Annotated in this window: 20 protein-coding genes; 2 read left to right on the plus strand and 18 right to left on the minus strand. The window is 55.4% G+C overall.

Annotation, left to right across the window (positions count from 1 at the left end; genetic code table 11):
• Window positions 1-123: 123 nt before the first annotated feature.
• The 5 genes from CZ203_RS11135 to CZ203_RS11155 all read right to left on the minus strand — a co-directional run bounded on the left by CZ203_RS11135 (window position 124) and on the right by CZ203_RS11155 (window position 4,190).
• Complete coding sequence (locus CZ203_RS11135; RefSeq protein WP_087066170.1) at window positions 124-942, minus strand: MetQ/NlpA family ABC transporter substrate-binding protein; 819 nt, start codon at window positions 940-942, stop codon at window positions 124-126.
• A 13-nt stretch (window positions 943-955) separates the two neighbouring features.
• The gene (locus CZ203_RS11140) at window positions 956-1,618 is read right to left on the minus strand and encodes a methionine ABC transporter permease (RefSeq protein WP_087066171.1); all 663 of its coding nucleotides are present in this window, start codon (window positions 1,616-1,618) and stop codon (window positions 956-958) included.
• The gene (locus CZ203_RS11145) at window positions 1,605-2,627 is read right to left on the minus strand and encodes a methionine ABC transporter ATP-binding protein (RefSeq protein ID WP_087066172.1); all 1,023 of its coding nucleotides are present in this window, start codon (window positions 2,625-2,627) and stop codon (window positions 1,605-1,607) included. Before CZ203_RS11145 ends, CZ203_RS11140 begins: the two co-directional genes overlap by 14 nt.
• 162 nt (window positions 2,628-2,789) lie before the next feature.
• A complete protein-coding gene (locus tag CZ203_RS11150) occupies window positions 2,790-3,671 on the minus strand; it encodes a LysR family transcriptional regulator (RefSeq protein WP_087066173.1) in 882 nt (293 codons plus the stop codon).
• 66 nt (window positions 3,672-3,737) lie between these two features.
• Window positions 3,738-4,190, minus strand: a complete 453-nt coding sequence (locus CZ203_RS11155; RefSeq protein ID WP_087066174.1) for a hypothetical protein — start codon at window positions 4,188-4,190, stop codon at window positions 3,738-3,740.
• Between the two features lie 152 nt (window positions 4,191-4,342).
• On the opposite strand from CZ203_RS11155, the gene CZ203_RS11160 reads away from it, so the two are divergent.
• Complete coding sequence (locus tag CZ203_RS11160; protein WP_087066175.1) at window positions 4,343-5,383, plus strand: tyrosine recombinase XerC; 1,041 nt, start codon at window positions 4,343-4,345, stop codon at window positions 5,381-5,383.
• Window positions 5,384-5,416: 33 nt separating this feature from the next.
• Here the strand turns inward: CZ203_RS11160 and pyrB are convergent, their stop codons facing one another.
• The 6 genes from pyrB to CZ203_RS11190 form a co-directional block, all read right to left on the minus strand.
• Window positions 5,417-6,502 carry an aspartate carbamoyltransferase gene (gene pyrB, locus CZ203_RS11165; protein ID WP_087066176.1) on the minus strand — a complete coding sequence of 362 codons (1,086 nt, stop codon included), beginning with the start codon at window positions 6,500-6,502 and terminating at the stop codon, window positions 5,417-5,419.
• A gap of 76 nt (window positions 6,503-6,578) precedes the next feature.
• The gene (locus CZ203_RS11170) at window positions 6,579-7,766 is read right to left on the minus strand and encodes an ABC transporter permease (RefSeq protein ID WP_087066177.1); all 1,188 of its coding nucleotides are present in this window, start codon (window positions 7,764-7,766) and stop codon (window positions 6,579-6,581) included.
• The gene (locus CZ203_RS11175; RefSeq protein WP_087066178.1) at window positions 7,763-8,761 is read right to left on the minus strand and encodes an efflux RND transporter periplasmic adaptor subunit; all 999 of its coding nucleotides are present in this window, start codon (window positions 8,759-8,761) and stop codon (window positions 7,763-7,765) included. The genes CZ203_RS11170 and CZ203_RS11175 overlap by 4 nt, the downstream gene beginning before the upstream one ends.
• A gap of 91 nt (window positions 8,762-8,852) precedes the next feature.
• Entirely contained in the window at window positions 8,853-9,269 is a 417-nt protein-coding gene (locus CZ203_RS11180) for a YjdF family protein (RefSeq protein WP_087066179.1), read from the minus strand.
• Between the two features lie 146 nt (window positions 9,270-9,415).
• On the minus strand, window positions 9,416-10,774 hold the full coding sequence (gene radA / locus CZ203_RS11185; RefSeq protein WP_087066180.1) for a DNA repair protein RadA: 1,359 nt from the start codon (window positions 10,772-10,774) through the stop codon (window positions 9,416-9,418).
• A 10-nt stretch (window positions 10,775-10,784) separates the two neighbouring features.
• Window positions 10,785-11,507 carry an N-acetylmuramoyl-L-alanine amidase gene (locus CZ203_RS11190; RefSeq protein WP_087066181.1) on the minus strand — a complete coding sequence of 241 codons (723 nt, stop codon included), beginning with the start codon at window positions 11,505-11,507 and terminating at the stop codon, window positions 10,785-10,787.
• A 143-nt stretch (window positions 11,508-11,650) separates the two neighbouring features.
• On the opposite strand from CZ203_RS11190, the gene CZ203_RS11195 reads away from it, so the two are divergent.
• Complete coding sequence (locus CZ203_RS11195) at window positions 11,651-12,205, plus strand: cysteine hydrolase family protein (protein ID WP_087066182.1); 555 nt, start codon at window positions 11,651-11,653, stop codon at window positions 12,203-12,205.
• Window positions 12,206-12,371: 166 nt separating this feature from the next.
• On the opposite strand, the gene CZ203_RS11200 is transcribed toward CZ203_RS11195, so the two are convergent.
• The 7 genes from CZ203_RS11200 to ruvC all read right to left on the minus strand — a co-directional run bounded on the left by CZ203_RS11200 (window position 12,372) and on the right by ruvC (window position 19,213).
• Window positions 12,372-12,647 carry a zinc-ribbon domain containing protein gene (locus tag CZ203_RS11200; protein WP_087066183.1) on the minus strand — a complete coding sequence of 92 codons (276 nt, stop codon included), beginning with the start codon at window positions 12,645-12,647 and terminating at the stop codon, window positions 12,372-12,374.
• An 81-nt stretch (window positions 12,648-12,728) separates the two neighbouring features.
• Complete coding sequence (locus tag CZ203_RS11205) at window positions 12,729-13,256, minus strand: sigma-70 family RNA polymerase sigma factor (RefSeq protein WP_235847510.1); 528 nt, start codon at window positions 13,254-13,256, stop codon at window positions 12,729-12,731.
• A gap of 221 nt (window positions 13,257-13,477) precedes the next feature.
• Window positions 13,478-15,316: a glutamine--fructose-6-phosphate transaminase (isomerizing) gene (gene glmS, locus CZ203_RS11210; RefSeq protein ID WP_087066185.1), complete on the minus strand. Its 1,839-nt coding sequence runs from the start codon at window positions 15,314-15,316 to the stop codon at window positions 13,478-13,480.
• Window positions 15,317-15,641: 325 nt separating this feature from the next.
• Window positions 15,642-16,991, minus strand: a complete 1,350-nt coding sequence (glmM, locus tag CZ203_RS11215; RefSeq protein WP_087066186.1) for a phosphoglucosamine mutase — start codon at window positions 16,989-16,991, stop codon at window positions 15,642-15,644.
• A 57-nt stretch (window positions 16,992-17,048) separates the two neighbouring features.
• On the minus strand, window positions 17,049-18,092 hold the full coding sequence (gene ruvB / locus CZ203_RS11220) for a Holliday junction branch migration DNA helicase RuvB (RefSeq protein ID WP_235847511.1): 1,044 nt from the start codon (window positions 18,090-18,092) through the stop codon (window positions 17,049-17,051).
• A 12-nt stretch (window positions 18,093-18,104) separates the two neighbouring features.
• Window positions 18,105-18,722 carry a Holliday junction branch migration protein RuvA gene (gene ruvA, locus CZ203_RS11225; RefSeq protein WP_087066187.1) on the minus strand — a complete coding sequence of 206 codons (618 nt, stop codon included), beginning with the start codon at window positions 18,720-18,722 and terminating at the stop codon, window positions 18,105-18,107.
• Window positions 18,722-19,213 (minus strand): crossover junction endodeoxyribonuclease RuvC, encoded by a 492-nt coding sequence (ruvC, locus tag CZ203_RS11230; protein WP_087066188.1) that lies wholly within the window; start codon window positions 19,211-19,213, stop codon window positions 18,722-18,724. The genes ruvA and ruvC overlap by 1 nt, the downstream gene beginning before the upstream one ends.
• Window positions 19,214-19,311 lie beyond the last annotated feature (98 nt).

The raw sequence follows: 19,311 nt of genomic DNA on the forward strand, positions 1-19,311 counted from the left end.
TCTACAGATGTAGAACTAATCTTTACTTTATTCTACATCTGTAGAGATGTGCCGTCAAGCAAATACCGGTTACAAATTGGAAAAGGATCGGCATCTTGGGATGCCGATCCTTTTCCATAGCGCTTACTGAAACACTGGCTCTACCGCGCCCTGATAGGTTTCCGTTATAAAATCGCGTACCTTGTCGCTGGTCAGCGCGGCCATCAGGGCTTTTGTCTTTTCGTCGTCCTTGCGGCTGTCCTGGACGGCGATGACATTGGCATAGGCCTCCGCCGCGCTTTCCGGTTCCATTGCAAGCGCATCCCGGTTGGCATGCAGCCCGGCTTGCAGCGCATAGTTCCCATTGATAACGCTCAAATCCACGTCCTGCAGGGAACGCGCAAGCTGTGCCGACTCGATCTCTTTGATCACTAATTTTTTAGGGTTGTCGGCAATATCCGTAACCGTGGCTTTTACCGTTTCGTCAATACCGTCTTTCAAGCGGATCAGGCCCTCATCCTGCAGCAAAAGCAGCGCGCGCGTTTCATTTGTCGCGTCATTCGGCACCGTTACGGTCGCGCCATCCGGCAGCGCGTCCAGCGAAGCCGTTTTGCCGGGATAGATGCCGAACAACTCGTAATGGACCGCCCCGGCCGATGCCAGGCCGCCGCCGTGTTCCTGGTTAAAGTCATTTAGATATGGGGCGTGCTGAAAATAATTAGCGTCCAATGCCCCCTCGGACAACGCGAGGTTCGGCTGCACATAATCGGTAAACTCGACTATTTTTAGCGTATATCCGGCCTCTTTCAGCTGCTCCTGGGCTGCTTTCAAGATTTCCGCGTGCGGGGTCGGGGTCGCACCGACGGTAATGGTGTGGGCGTCCTGATTTTTGCCTGCGCTGCAGCCTGCAAATAACGACAAAAGCATACACAAAAAAAACAGCAGGGTTAATTTTTTCTTCAAATGAAATCACTCCTTATCGGTTCCGTTTATCCAGCTTTTTTGCCAGCCCCATGCCGCATTCCTGAAAGAACTGCACAAGCAGCACGAGGATCACCACCGTCACAAGCATGGGCGGCGTCTCGCCGCGATGGTACCCATAATTGATCGCGATGGTACCCAGCCCGCCGCCGCCTACAAAACCCGCCATCGCGGAGTACCCGAGGATCGTCGTGACCGCGATCGCGCTGCCGACCATGAGCGAAGGCTTTGCCTCGGGAACCAGTACCTTGCAAATGATCTGCATGGGGGATGCGCCCATGGACTGCGCGGCTTCGATCACACCGGAGCCAACTTCCTGGATGGACGATTCCACCATCCTGGCGACAAAGGGCGCCGCCGCCAACACCAAAGGCACAACCGTCGCGTTGGTACCGATGGTCGTGCCGACAATTGCGCGCGTAATCGGCATTACCAAAACCAGCAATATTAAAAACGGCACGGAACGCAGTACATTGACCAAAAAGCCAAGGCTGCGGTTGAGCCATTTTGCTGGCCGGATGCCGCGCGGCGCAGTCGCAACCAGCGCAAGCCCAAGGGGAAGCCCGATGAGATAGGCGAAAAAAGTGGAAAGCAGCGTCATATACAAGGTCTCCAGGACGCTGATGCCAATAAGCCCCCATAACTCAGATCCAATCATCTGCCGGCACCTCCTCTACCTGGAGCCCCCGTTGCCCTAGGAAATCCAGCATGTTCCTCCGTGTATCCGCTCCATCAGGCACTTGCACGATCATTTGCCCCACGGCCTGCCCGTCAAGGTTCTGCATATCGGCAAACAGGATATTGACCGGTGTTTTGCACCGCAAAATCAGATCGGCAACCACCGGTTCGTAGGACGAACTGCCGTCAAAAACAATGCGGTAGCATCGGTTCCCCGCAGACGGGCGGGGGGCATTCCCTCCGGGGAAAAGCAGCCTTTTGGCAATGTCCGATTTTGGGTGCGCAAAAACCTCCCGTACGGTGCCTAGCTCCGCGACCTGGCTTTGGTCGAGCACCGCGATCCGCTGGCAAATTTCTTCGGCAACCGCCATTTCATGGGTAATCATGACGATTGTAATGCCAAGCTGCCGGTTGATGTCGCGCAACAAATGCAAAATGGAGCGCGTCATAGTCGGGTCGAGCGCGGAGGTCGCTTCGTCGCACAGCAATACTTTCGGCTCCGTTGCCAGCGCCCGTGCAATCGCTACGCGCTGCTGCTGGCCGCCAGAAAGCTGCGCCGGATAGGCGTGCGCGCGCGCCTCCAATCCCACCGTCTGTAAAAGCCCTTTTGCCTGCTCCGCTGCCGCCCGTTTTGGAAGCCCACTGATTTGTAGCGGAAACGCCACATTTTCCAACGCAGTACGCTGCTGCAACAGGTTAAACTGCTGGAAGATCATGCTGATCTTCCTGCGTTCGCGGCGGAGTTGTCCACCGGGCATGCCAGTGAGTTCCCGCCCGTCGATCCATACCTTCCCGGAAGTCGGGCGCTCCAACAGGTTCATGCAGCGCACCAGCGTGCTCTTGCCTGCACCGGATAACCCAATAATCCCAAAGATTTCGCCCCGCATGATCGAAAGGTTAATTTTATCCAGGGCGGTAATGTCCCCCTGCCGGCCTGAATAGGTCTTTTCTACATTCTCCAGGGATATAATCGGTTCTTCGGCTCCCATGTGCACCCTCCGACGAAAATAGTTCCGAGCGGCGGGTGTATCACGCCCAGCCGCAAATATAAAATGATGGGATTAGTTTGCCCCAAAATTTAAAAATCCTGCAGTAACAAATAAAAAAGCGTTGCCAAACGGCAACGCTTTTCCAAATCATCAAATTTAATTTTACACAGCGATTTCCTTCGGAAATTTCCGGACATGGCGGATAAACATTTCAGCGCCCGCGTTCATATAGCAGCGCTTCTTCCACACAAGGCCAATCTCCGCCGGCAGCGGGTCGCGGAACGGCAATGCTACCAGGTCATTGTCCTGCTGCACAACGTCCCGCAGCAGCAGCGCCGCGCTGTTTTTCCGCATCACATAATCCTTGATGCTACTTACGTCACGGCTCTTATATTGTACCTGCGTATCCATATGATGACGCTTGCAAATCTTATCTAGCGTTGCAAACAATACCGTGTCCTCCGGAAGGGACGCCATTTTCTGCATGCGGAGCATATGGGGTTCGATCCACTGCTGCGAAGCCAAGGGGTGCGTCTTCGGGACCGCGAGGACAATTTCCGAACGCCGGATCGCGACCTGGTGGAATCCGGCGCTGTATGTACCCAGGAGCATCAGCGTCATATCCAGGCGCTCTTCCCGCACAGCTTCCGCATTGGTCAAGGAACCGGCGCTCGAAACCTCTATCGATACATCCGGGTGCTTGTCTGAAAAGGGCGGTACCAATTCCGGATACAACAGCGAACCGATCATGGGCGGGACGCCGAGCTGAACATTCTGGCTGCGCCGCCGGCGCTGCTCCATGTTATCCGCAATCTGCGCCGCGTGATCCAGCAGCCCCTTCGCCTCGTGATAGAAAAACTCCCCCTCCATCGTGGGGATCAGGCTGTGGTAGGAACGATGGAATAGCTTCACCCCCAGTTCGTCTTCCAGCGCGCGGATCGCGCTCGAAATAGAGGGCTGTGAAATATAAAGCTGTTCCGCCGCATGCGTAACGCTATGGCATTCGCAAACGGCGACAAAATATTGTAATTGATTGAGTTTCATGCTTGCAGGCTCCTTCCTCGAAAAAACAAACTTTTCTCTCGGGCGGAGCAGGAAAGCGTATTTACTTTACAGGCTGAAAACGCCTTCACCACACCGTACCCATTTGGTGAAAAAAGCGCGTTTTCTGCCGTCGGCGCGTTTCAAGTAACGGACCAATGCATGCTGCTGTACGAGCGGCGGCGGCTCCTGCCTCCGGCGCAGTACAAAGGAATATGGGAGCAGGCAGCACATATAGAGTGCAACGAGCAGATAAAACCAAGCGTCGCGGCGAACCTCTTCATAGGAAGCCCCTTCCCGGGCGGAAGGCTGTTCCGCAAAACGGCTAAAGGCCCCAGGGAACCCCTCCTGTAAGAGGGACTTATAGAAAGAAAAGATTTGCACAGACGAATTGTCCTCTAGGGGGATTTGGCTGGCCGACGGCTGATGCATCGTAAAAACAGGGATGGACAGCGCGAAAGCCAGTACTGCGACAATTAAAAGTACCGCTAGGATACCGGTTAAGCGCCTTAGGTATTTCATGCTGTCCCCTTCCTCTCAAATCATAATATTGAATTTTATTATACACCCTGGCAGAACCGCGCGCAAGCCGGCGCCCCCAAATTTCGTGCAGATTTGACGCAGGCGCGTTTTTGACGTACAATATTGGCAGTGTAAACCATAAGGAGGCGTATATGTTGAAGCGCTCTGTTGCATCCTATTTTATCGAGTCCCCGCCCTTGCTCCGCGATTTTATGACTTATATTTCTACGATCCGGGGGAAATCGGATCAGACTGCGCGGGAATACTTCCTGGATCTTCGCATGTTCCTGCGATATATGAAGCGACTGCGTGGGCTTGTAGCGCCTGACGCACCGTTCGATCAAATTGATATTACCGACATTGACCTGCCCTTTATCAAGGATATCACGCTTTCCGACGTCTATTCCTTTTTAGAATTCATTGCGCACGACCGTCCGCAGCATCAAAACAGCTCGGTCACCGAATACGGCCTGTCGGCCTCCTCCCGCGCACGCAAAATTTCCTCCATACGGGCTTTTTTCAAGTACCTGACAGATAAGGCGAACCTTTTGGAATTCAACCCAGTCAGCAACCTGGAATCCCCCTCACAACGCAAATCCCTGCCAAAATACCTCTCCCTGGAGGACTGCATGGCGCTCTTATCACACGTGGAAGGGCCATATGCGGAGCGGGATTACTGCATCCTGACCCTTTTCCTCAATTGCGGGCTCCGTGTTTCCGAACTCGTCGGCATTAACCTCACGGATATCCGCGACCGCACCTTGCGCGTGCTCGGCAAGGGCAACAAGGAACGGATGCTTTTTTTGAACGACGCCTGCATGGATGCAATCGAACGGTACCTCCCCAACCGGGTCAAGCCGCATGATATTGATAAGAATGCGCTCTTTACTAGCAAAAAGCGCAACCGCATTAGCACACAGACCGTAAAATGGATGGTCAAAAAATATATCGGCCAGGCCGGGCTCGATCAGGAAAAATACTCCGCCCATAAGCTGCGCCATACCGCGGCCACACTGATGTACCAAAACGGCGTGGATATCCGAACACTGCAAAATGTGCTGGGACACGTGCGCTTGGACACCACCATGATTTACACGCATATCGACGACCTGAACGTCCGGGAGGCCGCCGAAAGGAACCCCTTGGCGCATATACAACGGCCAAAGGATGAGGGAAAAGAGCAGGATAGCTGAAAAGGCCACCCCTTTACAGGGATGGCCTTTTATTTATTCCTCGCTCCTTGGAATGCATTTTTCGACAGGTTTATCGCAATAAGCGCAGCACTCGCCCTCACTGGTTTCCACTGTCAGCATCGGCAGGTACGGCTCTGTCTTGGTAATGCATTTGGGGTTGGTGCAGCATCTGTACGGGTTCCCGGCCGGCGTTTTGGGCGGGCGGCGGTGCCCTTGTTTGGACAGCGTCAGTAACAGCGCCATCCGCGCGTACATACCAAAACGCGCCTGCTCGAAATAGACCGCACGCGGGTCGTCGTCTACATCCTGCGCGATTTCGTCCACGCGCGGCAGCGGGTGCATAACCAAAAGTTCTGGCTTTGCTTCCTGCAGCTTGCGTGCATTTAGGCAATAAATCCCCTTCAGGCTGCGGTACTCCGACTCGGATGAAAACCGCTCCTGCTGGATGCGGGTCATATACAGCACGTCCAGCATCGGGATCACAGGCTCCAGCCCGGATACCTCAAAGAACTGCATCTTATGCTCCGCCATAAAGCGGCGGATATACTCGGGAATGGAGAGCTCCCGCGGTGCGATCAAATAAAACTGTACATTCTTATACTTTTGCAAAAACTTGATGAGGGAATGGACGGTGCGGCCGTATTTCAAATCCCCGCAGATGCCGATCTTCATATTATCGGCGCTGCCGCGCAGGCGGAGGATCGTCACCATATCCGTCAGCGTCTGGGTCGGGTGGAGATGCCCGCCGTCGCCCGCGTTGATCACCGGGACGGATGAATAAAGCGAAGCCGCCTTTGCAGCCCCTTCCCGCGGGTTACGCATCACAATCAGGTCTGCATAACTGGATACCATATTAAAAGTGTCCTTTAATGATTCGCCCTTGGCCGTCGAAGTGGAGCGTGGGTCTGAAAACCCCACTACGCTGCCCCCCAGCCGCATCATCGCCGTAGAAAACGAAAGGTTGGTACGCGTGCTGGGCTCGTAGAACAGGCTTCCCAATACCTTGCCCCTGCAAGCGTCGGCATACCCTTCCGGGCGGTCAATAATATTGCTGGTCAGGCGGTATAGCTCTTGGAACTCCTCCATGCTCAATTCGCTGAGATCATTAATATGGCGCATGTCGCTTCCCCTTTTCTGTGCTTTGTCTTTGCTATTTTACCACAGAACACTGTAGAAAAAAAGGAGCAAGCACAGATTATTTTCGCATTGCGTCGACTGGATGCAGCTTGGCCGCACGGATTGCGGGGTATACGCCCGACAGCGCCCCACAAAGCGCGGACAGCGCCAAAACAGCCGCGGCAAACCCGAACGGTATGGAAAGTGTAACCCCCAAAACCTGTGATGCGGCCGCCAAAAGCACCCCCGCGAGCACCGTACCGCCCACGCCGCCCAGCAAGCAGGTCAGCACGGCCTGCAACAGAAAAATACGGGCGATATCCTTGCGCTGCGCCCCGAGCGCCATAAAGATACCGATTTCTGCGGTCTTTTCATGGGTGGCCGAAAACATACCGCTTAAAACGCCAAGCATTGCCACAAAAAAGGAAATCGCGCCGACCGCTAAGAACAGCGCGGTCACCATCCAGGCCATCCCTTGTATCTGTTCTACCGCGCCGCTTACGTTTTGGACGGAAAGCGTGCCGGCAACCTGTTCGCGGTGGGACAGGAAATCCTTGACCTGCGTGCCCGTATCGTCCAAATCCGCTTTGGCGGCGCACTGGATGAATATTTGATCCACGCTCTCCTTATCGCTTGCCAAGCAGGAATACGGCACGTAGATAAGCGTCGGGATCAAATTTCCAAAGCTTGCGCCAATTGCACCCGTTTGCGACTTTATGACCCCTATAATTTCAAAATACTCTTCTTTCCCCTCGACTGTAAAGCGAACTGACTTTCCAGTGATATTCGTCCTCTGGTACAGCTTTTTTGCCAGGACTTCATCGATTACCGCTACCGCCCGGCCATATTTTACTTCCTGCGCATTCGGCAAACGCCCCGCAACCAGCGACAGCCCCATAACGTCGCCCAAGTGCTCGTTCACGCCAAGGAATACAGCCGAACCGTTTTGGTGGCTGGTACGGTATGTCCCACTCTTGACCTTGACCGGCATCGCAGCCGCAACTTCCGGCAGCGTCGCTGCCAGTTCAGAGGCATGTTTTGCCGTCAATAGCTGCCCCTGCCCCGCCTGCGAAACGTAGACTGTCAGGCCGCTCAGGCCTACGCTTTCCATGCCCTGCTGCAGCTGCTTTTCCCCGAACAGGCCGAGCGATGCAATCAGTACCATGGATAGAACGCCCACCCCGACAGATACGGCGCATAAAAAGGCGCGCATACGGCGGCGGGCCATTTGCACCGCCGCCAAAAATACCCCGTCTGCAAATTTCATATCCCGCCGACCTCGACCCGGTCCCCGTCCCGCAATGTATCCGGCGGCGACAGCAGCACGACGTCCCCCGCCTTTACGCCGGATTTAATCTCGATATAGCCGTCCAGCTCATACCCGGTTTCCACATAGATTTTATGTGCGGTGCCGTCGCCTTTCACGGTAAAGACGTATTCGCTGTCCCCTTCCTGCCCGACCGCCTCGTACGGGACAAGCACGGCATCCTGGACAGCGTCGGTAAAGATCTTTACGTCGACAGAATACCCCGGCCGCAATGCTGGGTCGGTCTCCTTGAGCGCGAGCAGCGCCTCTACCGTTGCGGCGGACGATTGCCCGGTCAGGCTGACCGCGCGCCGGGCGTATGGCGCGACGCGCTGCACACGCGCTGCAACCGTGACGTCCGGGTTCGCGTCGCTCGTCACATTGGCGCGCAGCCCCTCCCGCACCTGGCGGATATAGGTCTCCGGGATATCGGCGCGCACCCGTAAATGCTCCGTATCGGAAATCCGCAGGTAGCTCAGCCCAGGGAGGATGTTCTGCCCTACCGTTTCCGGCGCCTGCATGACGACGCCGTCCATCGTAGCTTTGACCGTATATTCCTCGTCCTCGGGCGCGCCGATATTTTGCAGCGCAGACGACATTGCATTTTGATTTGCAAGCTCGCCATCCATCACCGCCTGTGCAAATGTCTGAACCGCTTCCTCATCCAGCGCCATCGTGGTTTCCCTTAAGCAGAGCAGCGGCTGCCCCTCTGTGACGCGATCGCCGGGCTTTACGTAAAGCTTTGTAACGGTCGCTGTCCGCGCGGTGCTGTAGTCCGCGCTTTGCTCCGCCTCCACCTGTCCGGGCGCATAGACGCTGTTATAAATATCCTGGGAGACCGCCGTCGTCCCCTTCAGCGAAATCACAGGCTCTGAATTGGAGTGTGCACCGATCAGCAGCATTACCAATAAAATTACCGCTGTAGATAACAGCGTCATCCTGACCTTATTTTTCATGCAATGTCCTCCCAATTTCAAAACTGCTTATAGTCTTTGCCTGCATCTTGAAAATTATGAGCCGGACGGATAAAAAGCACAAGGGCAGGATTTACCTGCCCTTGTGCTTTTGCTTCTTTTTTTGGATGTGTAACGCAAACCGGCGTTCCTTCTCGGCCTCTTCCAGTGACTTGCGGCGTGTTTTCCTTGCTTCTTTGCAGGATTCCTGCGCAAGCTTCATCGCCTGCTGCGCCTTTGTACCCGCGGCCGGGCTAGATAACTGGCGCTGTACCGCCCGCTGCATCCGTTTGGGGTTTGCTTTGGTGACCAGCCGCGCCTCTATGGAAACCGGCGGGCTGAACCGCAAGCGCCCCCAATTGGCGAGCAAATACGCATACACCTCATAATCCTTTGGCTCCGCGCCAAAAACAATGCGGCATACTGTAAGATGCCCATCCTCTTCCCGCTCGTACAGGCCGACCCAAAATGGGTCATCGAAATACACGCTTACCTTTGCTGAAACATCCATATGCAGTTCCTCCCATTAAAGTGCTGCGGGAAACGGACGACCCATGGGAGGGAGGGTTACTGACGGCGAAACCGCCGCGCGCGAGACTACCAACTGCGCAGTGTTTTTATTCCCGTTCCGTTTATTATAGCGAAAATACCGCCATTTTACAAGACAGCCTGAATGGCTTCCGCGATATTTTGTACCTGGACGATGTTCATCTCTTTTGGGAGCCCCTTATCCCCCAGATCCTGCCGCGGCATGATACAGGTATGGAACCCCAGCCGCCAGGCCTCCTGGATGCGCTGCGCTGCGGCGGATACGGCGCGCAGTTCGCCGGTCAAGCCCACTTCGCCGAATGCCATCACGCCTTCCGGCAGAGGCTTGTCCCGGAAGCTCGAGACTGTCGCGAGCAGCATGGGCAAGTCGACTGCAGGCTCGTCCAGCCGCATGCCGCCGACGACGTTGACATAGGTGTCGCTGCCGGACAGGAACAGCCCGGCGCGCTTTTCAAGGATCGCAAGCAGCAGCACCATCCGGTTGTAGTCCACGCCCGCGGCCGTACGGCGCGGCACGCCAAAAGCGGTCTTCGCCACCAGCGCCTGGATTTCCGCCAGGATCGGGCGCGTGCCTTCCATTGTGCAGGCGATGCAGTTCCCAGAGGCGTCCGCGGGATGCCCAGCCAGCATAGCCGCCGAGGGGTTCTCGACCTCCAGCAGGCCATGGTCGCTCATTTCGAATACGCCGATTTCATTGGTAGACCCATACCGGTTTTTTGCAGCGCGCAAACACCGGAAGCTCCCAGATGGCTCGCCCTCAAAATACAGCACACAGTCCACCATGTGCTCCAGGATTTTAGGTCCCGCGAGCGCGCCTTCCTTATTGACATGGCCGACAATGAAGATGGTCACGTTATGGCTTTTGGCATATTGCATCAGCGCCATCGCGCATTCCTTGATCTGCGTCGCGCCGCCGGGAGCCGCAGAGACCTCAGCCCGGTATACTGTCTGGATCGAGTCGACGATCAGGATATCGGGCGCAAGGTTGTCGGTTTCCGCAAGGATCTGCTCCATATCGGTTTCCGCGAGCACAAACAGGCTTGGCGGGGAGATTTTAAGCCGCGTGGCGCGCAGTTTGATCTGGCGCAGCGATTCTTCCCCCGAGACGTACAAAACGGTCGCATTTTTGCACATCTCCTGGCACATTTGCAGCAGCAGCGTGGATTTGCCGATGCCGGGTTCGCCGCCTACCAGTACAAAGGAGCCGTGTACTGCGCCGCCGCCCAAAACGCGGTCAAGCTCCCCGATGCCGGACAAAAACCGTTCTTCATCCCGTGTTTCAATCTGGGAAAGCGTCGACGGTTTTGACAGGCCGCGCGGCTTCTGCAACACACCGCGCGTCTGTACTTCCGGCTTTACCTTAAACTCAGACATGGTGTTCCACGCCCCGCAGGAGGGGCACTTCCCGAACCATTTTGCGTTTTCATATCCGCACTCACTGCATAAATAAACTGTCTTTTCTTTCATTGTCCCTCCGCTAAGCGTCCGTCGACGCCAGATGCTGTAAATAACCGCTGACAATACAGATTGCCAGGCGCTTATGGTACTCCGTCTGTTGTAGAAGCTGCTCTTCCTCCGGGTTTGAAAGGAACCCGCATTCGACAATGATTGCCGGGCACTGCAGCTTTTTCATCAGGTAAATCGTATCCGCGGCCTGTTTGGCCTTACGGTGGTTTTCCTTGTTGAGGCCGTCGATCAGGCACTGCTGTACAGTTTCGCCGAGTGGCATCCCCTCTTCATTGCCTTTGGAATAAAAGACCTGCGCACCCCAGTACTTTCCCTGTTCAAATTTGTTTAGATGTATACTGATGAACACCGGATTCGGCGTTTCATTCACAATCTTTTCGCGCATCTTAATATCCGCAACCTTATTTTCCCGGATCGCGCGTCCCGGCTGGTAACCCAGCGCATTTTCATCGCTCCGCGTCATGGCCGTCTGGATGCTGAAGAAGCCCGCCAGCGCCTGCGTCCGTTTCGCGACGCTCAAATTGATATGCTGCTCCGTCGTGCCGCCGGAGCCAATCGCCCCGCCGTCAAACCCGCCGTGCCCGGCGTCGATTACCAGCGTCCGTTCATCCGCCCATGGCGAAAATGCCATGGCTGCACCCTGCGTCCGGAAAAAGACCGCGATCACTGCAGCCAGCGCCACCGCAATGCCGCCCCACAGTACTGTGCGTATCCGCAGTGTCCACATTTTCATAGTCTCTGCCTCCCCACATGTTCCACCTTATGCGTGGAGCAGCCGCACTATGTAGGTTATTATACCATAAAAAAAATATAGTTGCCACGGATTGTGTTCCGTGCTATGATGGGCTTAACAGGAGAATGAAAGGGTGGAGGATCATGAAAAAACTGCTAGTGATCGTAGATTATCAAAACGATTTTGTGGATGGCGCCCTTGGTTTCCCTAAAGCCGCTGCGCTGGATGACGGTATTGCCCATTTGGCGCAAGCGTATCTGGCTATGGGGGATTATGTCCTCTTCACATTTGATACGCATGGCGAGGATTACCTTTCCACCCGCGAGGGGCGCGCGCTGCCGGTTCAGCACTGCATTGCCCAGACCCCAGGATGGCGGCTTTACGGCAAAACCCAGATGCTTTGCTGCGAAACCTGCTCCAACGGGCAGCTGTTCCAGGCCTATAAACCGGGTTTCGGGATACCGCCCGCTGAACTTACGCGCCTTGCCGGGCAGATCGGGGAGATATCTGATATTATGATGGTCGGCGTCGTGACCAACATGTGCGTGCTTTCCAACGCCGTCATGCTGCAGGCGCAATGGCCGGAAGCCCAAATTACCATTGACGCATCGCTGTGCGCCAGTTTTGACGACGCCCTGCATGAAAAAGCCTTGGACATCATGGAGGCGCTACAAATGCGTATCGTGAACCGCGCCTAAAAAGCACCTATAGAGTGGAAAAAAGCGCACCGTATTTTATATGGTGCGCTTTTTTGCCAGCGAATTCGTGAAGGTAGCGCCTTTTACCTTTTGTGCTGCCTTTGCTGCTTACGCAAATAAAATCCCCCGTCCCAGAAGGGATGGGGGATTTTGAAGTCCAAACTAATTACTCAGCCTTCATCTTTGCAAAGCATTCGCTGCAATATACCGGGCGGTCAGACTTGGGCTCAAACGGAACTCTTGCTTCACCGCCGCAAGAAGCGCAAGTAGCAGTAAAGTACTCACGGGGGCCACGAGCCGCATTTTTTCTTGCATCACGGCAAGACTTGCAACGCTGAGGCTCGTTCATAAAGCCACGCTCTGCATAGAACTCCTGCTCGCCAGCGGTGAATACGAACTCAGCGCCGCATTCCTTACATACTAAAGTCTTGTCTTCGTACATGTTTTCTACCTCTCTTTGATACCTTGGTTCGCTGCGGAACACTAAAATTATATTTGCGTACAGGACTTTCCCTGCATTCGCCTAAGGATTGATAGCTGCCGATTTCCGCCTGATGCGTTGGATGGCATTGTCCACGGATTTGATGGATTTATCCAGCCGTCCCGCCATTTCTTCGTAAGAATAGCCGTCAAGATAAAGCCTCAAAACCTTTGCCTCGAAGATAGACAGTGAGCCGAGGAGCTGCTTCAGCCTCTCCCGGTGCTCCTCCATGCCGATGACCAACGATTCCGGATCTGAAATCGGTTCTGCCACCTGGGGGCGGGGTTCCGCATTGTCGTCAAACAGAGGTTTCTCTATGGATATGGAATGGTTCAGCATTTCATGTTTGTGGGAAGCCGCAGCGCGCACCGCCGAATAAAGCCTGCGCGTGATGCAAAGCCGGGCAAATGCCTCAAACGGCACCGACTTGGAAGCGTCATACTCGCGTATTGCCCGCAACAGCCCTACCATACCTTCCTGAATCAGGTCTTCACCATCTGCGCCTACAAGAAAATACGGCCGTGCACACGTTTTCACCAAGCGGGAATACCGGTGTACCAACTGTTCCATTGCGTCATTGTCCCCTAAACTAGCGGCTTTGCATAAAAGCGCCTCTTCAGGTAGGCAATTTGCTTCATTGCTGCTATCATTTCCATATTTCATATTGATATTATTATATAAGCCCTACAGGATTATGTCAAGAGTTTTTGTGAATCTTATGGTTTTTTGTTTTTATATGCCAAATCTTTTTGTGCGGATTCTACAACACCTGCCCGTTTGTACGCAGTCCCCTACTCGACGGTAACCGATTTTGCAAGATTTCGCGGCTTATCAACATCCAAACCAAGCTGCACGGAAACATAATACGCTAGGAGCTGCAGCGGCACGATCGAAAGCGATGCGGAAAACATGCTCTGGCATTTGGGCAGACGGATTACCTGCTGGCACTGGCTGGCATCCCCGTCAAAATCCTCTGTCGTGACCAGGATGACCGCCGCGCCGCGCGCCACAACCTCGCGGATATTGGACACCGTCTTTTCATAGAGCGCCGGCTGCGTGGCCAGCGCGACGACGAGCGTCCCCTCTTCAATCAGCGAAATGGTACCGTGCTTGAGTTCGCCCGCCGCGTACGCCTCGCTGTGGATGTAGGAAATTTCCTTGAGCTTCAGTGACGCCTCGAGCGCAGCCGCATAATCCAAGCCGCGGCCTAAAAAGAATACATGTGTGCGGTTGGCATAGAGCGAAGCTTCATACTGCATCTGCTCCTTGCATTGTAGCGTTTGACGGATGCGGTCGGACAGGGCAAAGAGTTCGTCACAGATGTGCGCCTCTTCCTGCGCATCGATGGTACCGCAGATCCGGGCGAGATTCGCCGCTATCAGGTACAGGGCGGAAAGCTGTGCGGAATAGGCCTTCGTGGTGGCCACCGAGATTTCCGGGCCGGCCCAGGTATAGAGTACGCCGTCCGCTTCCCGCGCAATAGTGGAAGACACGACATTGACAATGGCAAGCGTAAATGCACCCGCTTCCTTCGCCAGGCGCATCGCCGCGAGCGTATCCGCCGTCTCGCCGGACTGGCTGATGACAATACACAGGTCATCCGGCGAAATAATGGGGTTTTCATACCGGAACTCCGACGCTACCGTCGCAGAGCAGCGTATCCGGCACATCGATTCAATTACGTGCTTCCCGACCATGCCTGCATGCAGCGCAGAGCCACAACCGATGATATGGATATATTTTGCCTTGCGCAGGCGATCTTCCGTCAGCCCGAGTTCCTCAAACCGGACCGCGCCTTCCTGCACGCGCGGGCGCACCGTGCTGCTGACCGCCTGGGGCTGCTCCATGATCTCCTTGATCATGAAATGCTCGTAACCGCCCTTTTCCGCGGCGGAAAGGTCCCAGGTAACCGTGTGGATTTCCTTCTCCACTTCGTCGCCGAACTCGTTCATCACAACGACGCCGTCCGGACGCACGATTGCCACTTCGTTATCGTCCAGGATGATGTACTTTCGCGTGCGCGAGATGATCGCCGTGATATCCGATGCAATCATGTTTTCCCCCATGCCCAGGCCAATGACCAGCGGGTTATCACGCCGCGCTGCGACGATCTCCTCCGGGTTATCCATGCTCACCACACCGAGCGCATACGAGCCGCGCAGGCGGCCGACGGCCTTCAGCACCGTCATCGCCAGATCTTCCCGCCTGCCCGTATGCAGGTAATCGATCAGATGGGCGACGGTCTCGGTATCCGTTTCGGAATGGAATTCATAACCGTGCGCCTCCAAGCGCTGGCGAAGCTCCAAATAGTTTTCAATAATGCCGTTATGTACGACTGCAACCTTGCCTTCCTTGCCGCCAAGGTGCGGATGGGAGTTGCGGTCGGAAGGCCCGCCGTGCGTCGCCCAGCGCGTGTGCCCGATTCCGCAGGTGCAGTCCAGGCCGCCTTCTGCAATAATTTTATCTTCCAGGTTTTTGATCCGGCCGCGCGTCTTGATCACACGCAGCCCCTCTTTCGTAAAGGCCGCAATACCGGCGGAGTCGTAACCGCGGTACTCCAGGCTGTACAGGCCCCTGATTAAAATCGGCAGTGCGCCTTCCCTGCCGGTAAACCCTACGATGCCACACATAATGTTTTCCTCCATGACACTAAAAAATATTGCTCCCCAATTTTGGGCATAAAAATAGTGCGTATCTGCATAACCTCTTTGTCGCCGGGATCGCTCCCGGGTTTTAAAGGTTTGCTGACGACCAACCCACTGATGGCCGAAGGGCACCCGCCGAATTTTCGATGAACCCTTTCCTCGTCAGCTGCGGTTCATGACGCCGCAGCTCTGGCGCTTTTTGCTATGCAATTGTAAGAATGTGATCCACCTCCTAACAAGGGAAAAAGCGGCACGGATTGACCATCAGGTCATATCATGCCGCTCCATCGATGCACGTTATGATTCCCTATTATACGATACTCTCAATCGTTTGCGCAACTGTTTTTGCCATTTTTTCTACCAGCCCCGCGTCGAGGCCTTCGACCATGACGCGCACCAGCGCTTCCGTGCCGGACGGGCGCACCAGGATACGGCCTTCGCCAAGCGCGGTTTCCGCTTTCTGGATCGCTTCCTTTACCTCAGGCCGGTCGGCAATGACCTTCTTCTGGTCGTTTGGAACCTTTACATTGATCATAAGCTGTGGAAACGGGATAACTTCGGCCGCGATTTCAGAGCATTTTTTGCCACTGTCCTTCAGGATCTTCATAAACTGTACCGCAGTCAGCTCGCCGTCGCCCGTGGAAGCGTACTCCAGGAAAATCACATGGCCGGACTGCTCGCCGCCCAAGATGTAGCCGCCGTCCAGCATCTTTTCCAAGACGTAGCGGTCGCCAACATTCGCGCAGACGATTTCCATCCCCTGCTTCTTCGCATAGGCGTGCAGCCCCATATTGGAGAGCACAGTCGCAACAAAAGCGTTGCCGCGCAGCTTGCCTTCCCGCTTCATACGCGCCGCACAGACGGCCATAATGCGGTCGCCGTCCAATTCCTCGCCCGTCTCGTCGACGACAAGGCAGCGGTCGGCGTCGCCATCAAATGCAATACCGAGGTCAAAGTTGCCGTTCTTGACGCGTTCTTTCAGATTGCCCAGATGCGTGGAACCGCAATTGTCGTTGATGTTGATCCCGTCAGGCTCGTAGAAACGCACTTCCGCGCTGCACTCGAGCTGGCGGAGCAGACGGATAATCGTCGTCGAGGATGCGCCGTTTGCACAGTCCACCGCGACCCGCAGCCCGCTCAGGTCGCCCTCAATCGTTTCGCTGACATGGTCGGTGTACTCGACCACCGGATCGATCGCGCTTTTAAGCACCCGGCCAAGCTTGTCGTGGCTGACCTTGGGGATGCTTTCAAAATCATCAATCAGGGCTTCAATGCGGTTTTCAATCTCGTCCGACAGCTTGTAGCCGCTGCCGGAAAAGATCTTGATCCCATTATATTCATAGGAATTGTGGCTTGCCGAGATCACAATCCCCGCGTCCGCCTTGTGCTTAATGGTAAGGTATGCGATGGCCGGCGTGGGAATCACGCCGAGCAGCTCTACATCCGCGCCGACGGAGCAAATGCCAGCGACCAAGGCGTTTTCCAGCATATCCGAAGAGATACGCGTATCCTTGCCGATCAAAAGCTTCGCCTTGCCGCCGCCGATGCGCTCCTGCGTCAGCGTATACGCCGCCGCCGCGCCGATCCTAAACGCCAATAATGCGTCTAATTCAACATTTGCGACGCCTCTTACGCCGTCTGTACCAAAATATTTACCCAAATTTCAACACCCTGCTTTCCTGAAAGTAACTGCATTCCATTTTCGGACTTGAGATTGCTATGATAGGCGCTGCTGGCCGTCAGACGGCTCCAGCTTCAAGTGGTCATACGCAAGCAGCGTTGCACAACGGCCGCGCGGCGTGCGGTTTAAAAAACCGATCTGCATCAGATACGGCTCATAGACGTCCTCTATCGTGATCGCCTCTTCGCCGATTGCGGCGGCAAGCGTTTCCAGGCCTACCGGGCCGCCGCTAAAATTCTGGATGATACACCGCAGCATACGGCGGTCGATCCGGTCAAGCCCCAGCGCGTCGACTTCCAGCGCGCGCAGCGCTATATCCGCGATTTCGCGCGTGATCACGCCGTCGCCGCAAACCTCGGCAAAATCACGCACCCGGCGCAAAAACCGGTTTGCGATACGGGGGGTGCCTCGCGAACGCCTGGCAATTTCAAAAGAACCGTCGCTCACCGTTGGCACACCCAAAATCCCGGCCGAACGGTCGACGATCTTTTGAAGTTCCTCCGGGGAATAAAGCTCCAGCCGGAGCATCACGCCGAAGCGGTCGCGCAGCGGGGAGGTCATCTGCCCTGCGCGCGTAGTCGCGCCGATCAGCGTAAACCGCGGCAAATCCAAACGGATCGAGCGGGCGGAAGGCCCCTTGCCGATGATGATATCCAGCGCATAGTCCTCCATCGCGGGATAGAGGATTTCCTCCACACTGCGGTTGAGGCGATGAATTTCATCGATAAACAGGATATCGTTTTCACTTAAATTTGTCAAGAGCGCGGCCAAATCCCCTGCCTTTTCAATGGCGGGTCCCGAGGTGACGCGGATATTGACGCCCATCTCAGCGGCGATGATATTCGCCAGCGTCGTCTTGCCCAGGCCCGGCGGGCCGTAAAGCAACGTATGGTCGAGGGGTTCATTCCGTTTCCTGGCGGCTTCTATAAAGATCGAAAGGTTATCCTTAACCTTTTCCTGGCCGATATAATCCCCCATGGAACGCGGCCGTAGGGAGGTTTCCGTATCGTCATCGTCCAACTGCCGGCTGGAGACGATCCGCTCGTCGTCCGCCATGCCCCCGGAAAATTCAATGCTCAAATTACCACTCCCTTACTGTGCGGCGAGCTTTTTCAGGCACTGCCGGATGATGTCTTCCGCCTCCATGCCGTCCAGCGCCAGCCCTTCCATGGCGTGGAACGCTTCCGCCTGGCTGTAGCCCAGCACCATAAGTGCGGCGACCGCCTCCTGCGTGTGGTTTACACCGCCGCCCTTGCCGGCCTGTACCAGCGTGGGCGCCGCAGACTGCGCGACCGGGTTCTCCATCTGTTCCTTTGCCATTTTGTCCCGCAGTTCCAGCACGATGCGCTGGGCAATTTTTTTACCGATCCCGGGCGCCTGCGTCAACAGCTTCTCATCCCCTGTGATAATAGAAAGCGCCAGCCTGGAGGGCGGGGCGACGGACAGGATCGCCAGCGCCGCCTTAGGGCCTACGCCGGAAATCCCGATCAGCATTTTAAAGCAGGACAGCTCTTCCTGGTCGGCAAAACCGTAGAGGTCGAAAATATCTTCCCTTACATATAGATATGTATAAAGGCGCGCCTGTTGCCCCACTTTAATTGCAGATATCGTATTTTGCGACGCATGGCAGGCATAGCCCACGCCGCCGCAATCGACCACGGCAAGCCCCTGTTCCACCAGGGCGGCCTTGCCTTCAACATAATAAAACATTATCTTCCCTCATATATCTGAGATTGATGGGCGTGCCCGTGGCAGATTGCCAGCGCCAGCGCATCGGCGGCGTCGTCCGGCCGCGGTACCTTGGAAAGCCCCAGCATCACGCGCGTCATTTCCATGACCTGCTTTTTTTCGGCCTTGCCATAGCCGACCACGGACTGCTTGACCTGGGAAGGCGTATACGACGCGGGCTGCAGCCCTTTTTGCGCCAATGCCAGCAGGATGACGCCGCGCGCCTGTGCGACCTGGATGCCGGTCGTGATATTGGTGTTAAAAAACAGCTCCTCCACCGCCACAGCTTCCGGATGGAACGTATCCAGCAGGGTGTTCAGGTCATCATAAATTTCGCACAGGCGCAGCGGCATCGGCATGCCTGGCCCCGTCGTAATCGCGCCATACTGGATGGGGGTAAATTTATATTGGTCGTACTTTACAAAACCATAACCTATGGTGCCGTATCCCGGGTCAATTCCCATAATAACCATACTGTTTGCCCATTTTCCTTCTGTCCCGGCGTGAACGCCGTACCGGTTTCCCATGCACGCCCGCGCCGCAGTATAATTTCTAATTCCCCGGTATGATT

Source organism: Intestinibacillus massiliensis (genome assembly GCF_900155735.1).
GTDB classification, from domain to species: domain Bacteria; phylum Bacillota; class Clostridia; order Oscillospirales; family Butyricicoccaceae; genus Intestinibacillus; species Intestinibacillus massiliensis.

Bases quoted from the DNA above. Each gene is read 5' to 3' on its own strand.
- CZ203_RS11140 (WP_087066171.1), bottom strand. From the start codon at position 1,618: ATGATTGGATCTGAGTTATGGGGGCTTATTGGCATCAGCGTCCTGGAG.
- CZ203_RS11145 (WP_087066172.1), bottom strand. From the start codon at position 2,627: ATGGGAGCCGAAGAACCGATTATATCCCTGGAGAATGTAGAAAAGACC.
- CZ203_RS11150 (WP_087066173.1), bottom strand. From the start codon at position 3,671: ATGAAACTCAATCAATTACAATATTTTGTCGCCGTTTGCGAATGCCAT.
- CZ203_RS11155 (WP_087066174.1), bottom strand. From the start codon at position 4,190: ATGAAATACCTAAGGCGCTTAACCGGTATCCTAGCGGTACTTTTAATT.
- CZ203_RS11160 (WP_087066175.1), top strand. From the start codon at position 4,343: ATGTTGAAGCGCTCTGTTGCATCCTATTTTATCGAGTCCCCGCCCTTG.
- pyrB (WP_087066176.1), bottom strand. From the start codon at position 6,502: ATGCGCCATATTAATGATCTCAGCGAATTGAGCATGGAGGAGTTCCAA.
- CZ203_RS11170 (WP_087066177.1), bottom strand. From the start codon at position 7,766: ATGAAATTTGCAGACGGGGTATTTTTGGCGGCGGTGCAAATGGCCCGC.
- CZ203_RS11175 (WP_087066178.1), bottom strand. From the start codon at position 8,761: ATGAAAAATAAGGTCAGGATGACGCTGTTATCTACAGCGGTAATTTTA.
- CZ203_RS11180 (WP_087066179.1), bottom strand. From the start codon at position 9,269: ATGGATGTTTCAGCAAAGGTAAGCGTGTATTTCGATGACCCATTTTGG.
- radA (WP_087066180.1), bottom strand. From the start codon at position 10,774: ATGAAAGAAAAGACAGTTTATTTATGCAGTGAGTGCGGATATGAAAAC.
- CZ203_RS11190 (WP_087066181.1), bottom strand. From the start codon at position 11,507: ATGAAAATGTGGACACTGCGGATACGCACAGTACTGTGGGGCGGCATT.
- CZ203_RS11195 (WP_087066182.1), top strand. From the start codon at position 11,651: ATGAAAAAACTGCTAGTGATCGTAGATTATCAAAACGATTTTGTGGAT.
- CZ203_RS11200 (WP_087066183.1), bottom strand. From the start codon at position 12,647: ATGTACGAAGACAAGACTTTAGTATGTAAGGAATGCGGCGCTGAGTTC.
- CZ203_RS11205 (WP_235847510.1), bottom strand. From the start codon at position 13,256: ATGGAACAGTTGGTACACCGGTATTCCCGCTTGGTGAAAACGTGTGCA.
- glmS (WP_087066185.1), bottom strand. From the start codon at position 15,316: ATGTGTGGCATCGTAGGGTTTACCGGCAGGGAAGGCGCACTGCCGATT.
- ruvA (WP_087066187.1), bottom strand. From the start codon at position 18,722: ATGTTTTATTATGTTGAAGGCAAGGCCGCCCTGGTGGAACAGGGGCTT.
- ruvC (WP_087066188.1), bottom strand. From the start codon at position 19,213: ATGGTTATTATGGGAATTGACCCGGGATACGGCACCATAGGTTATGGT.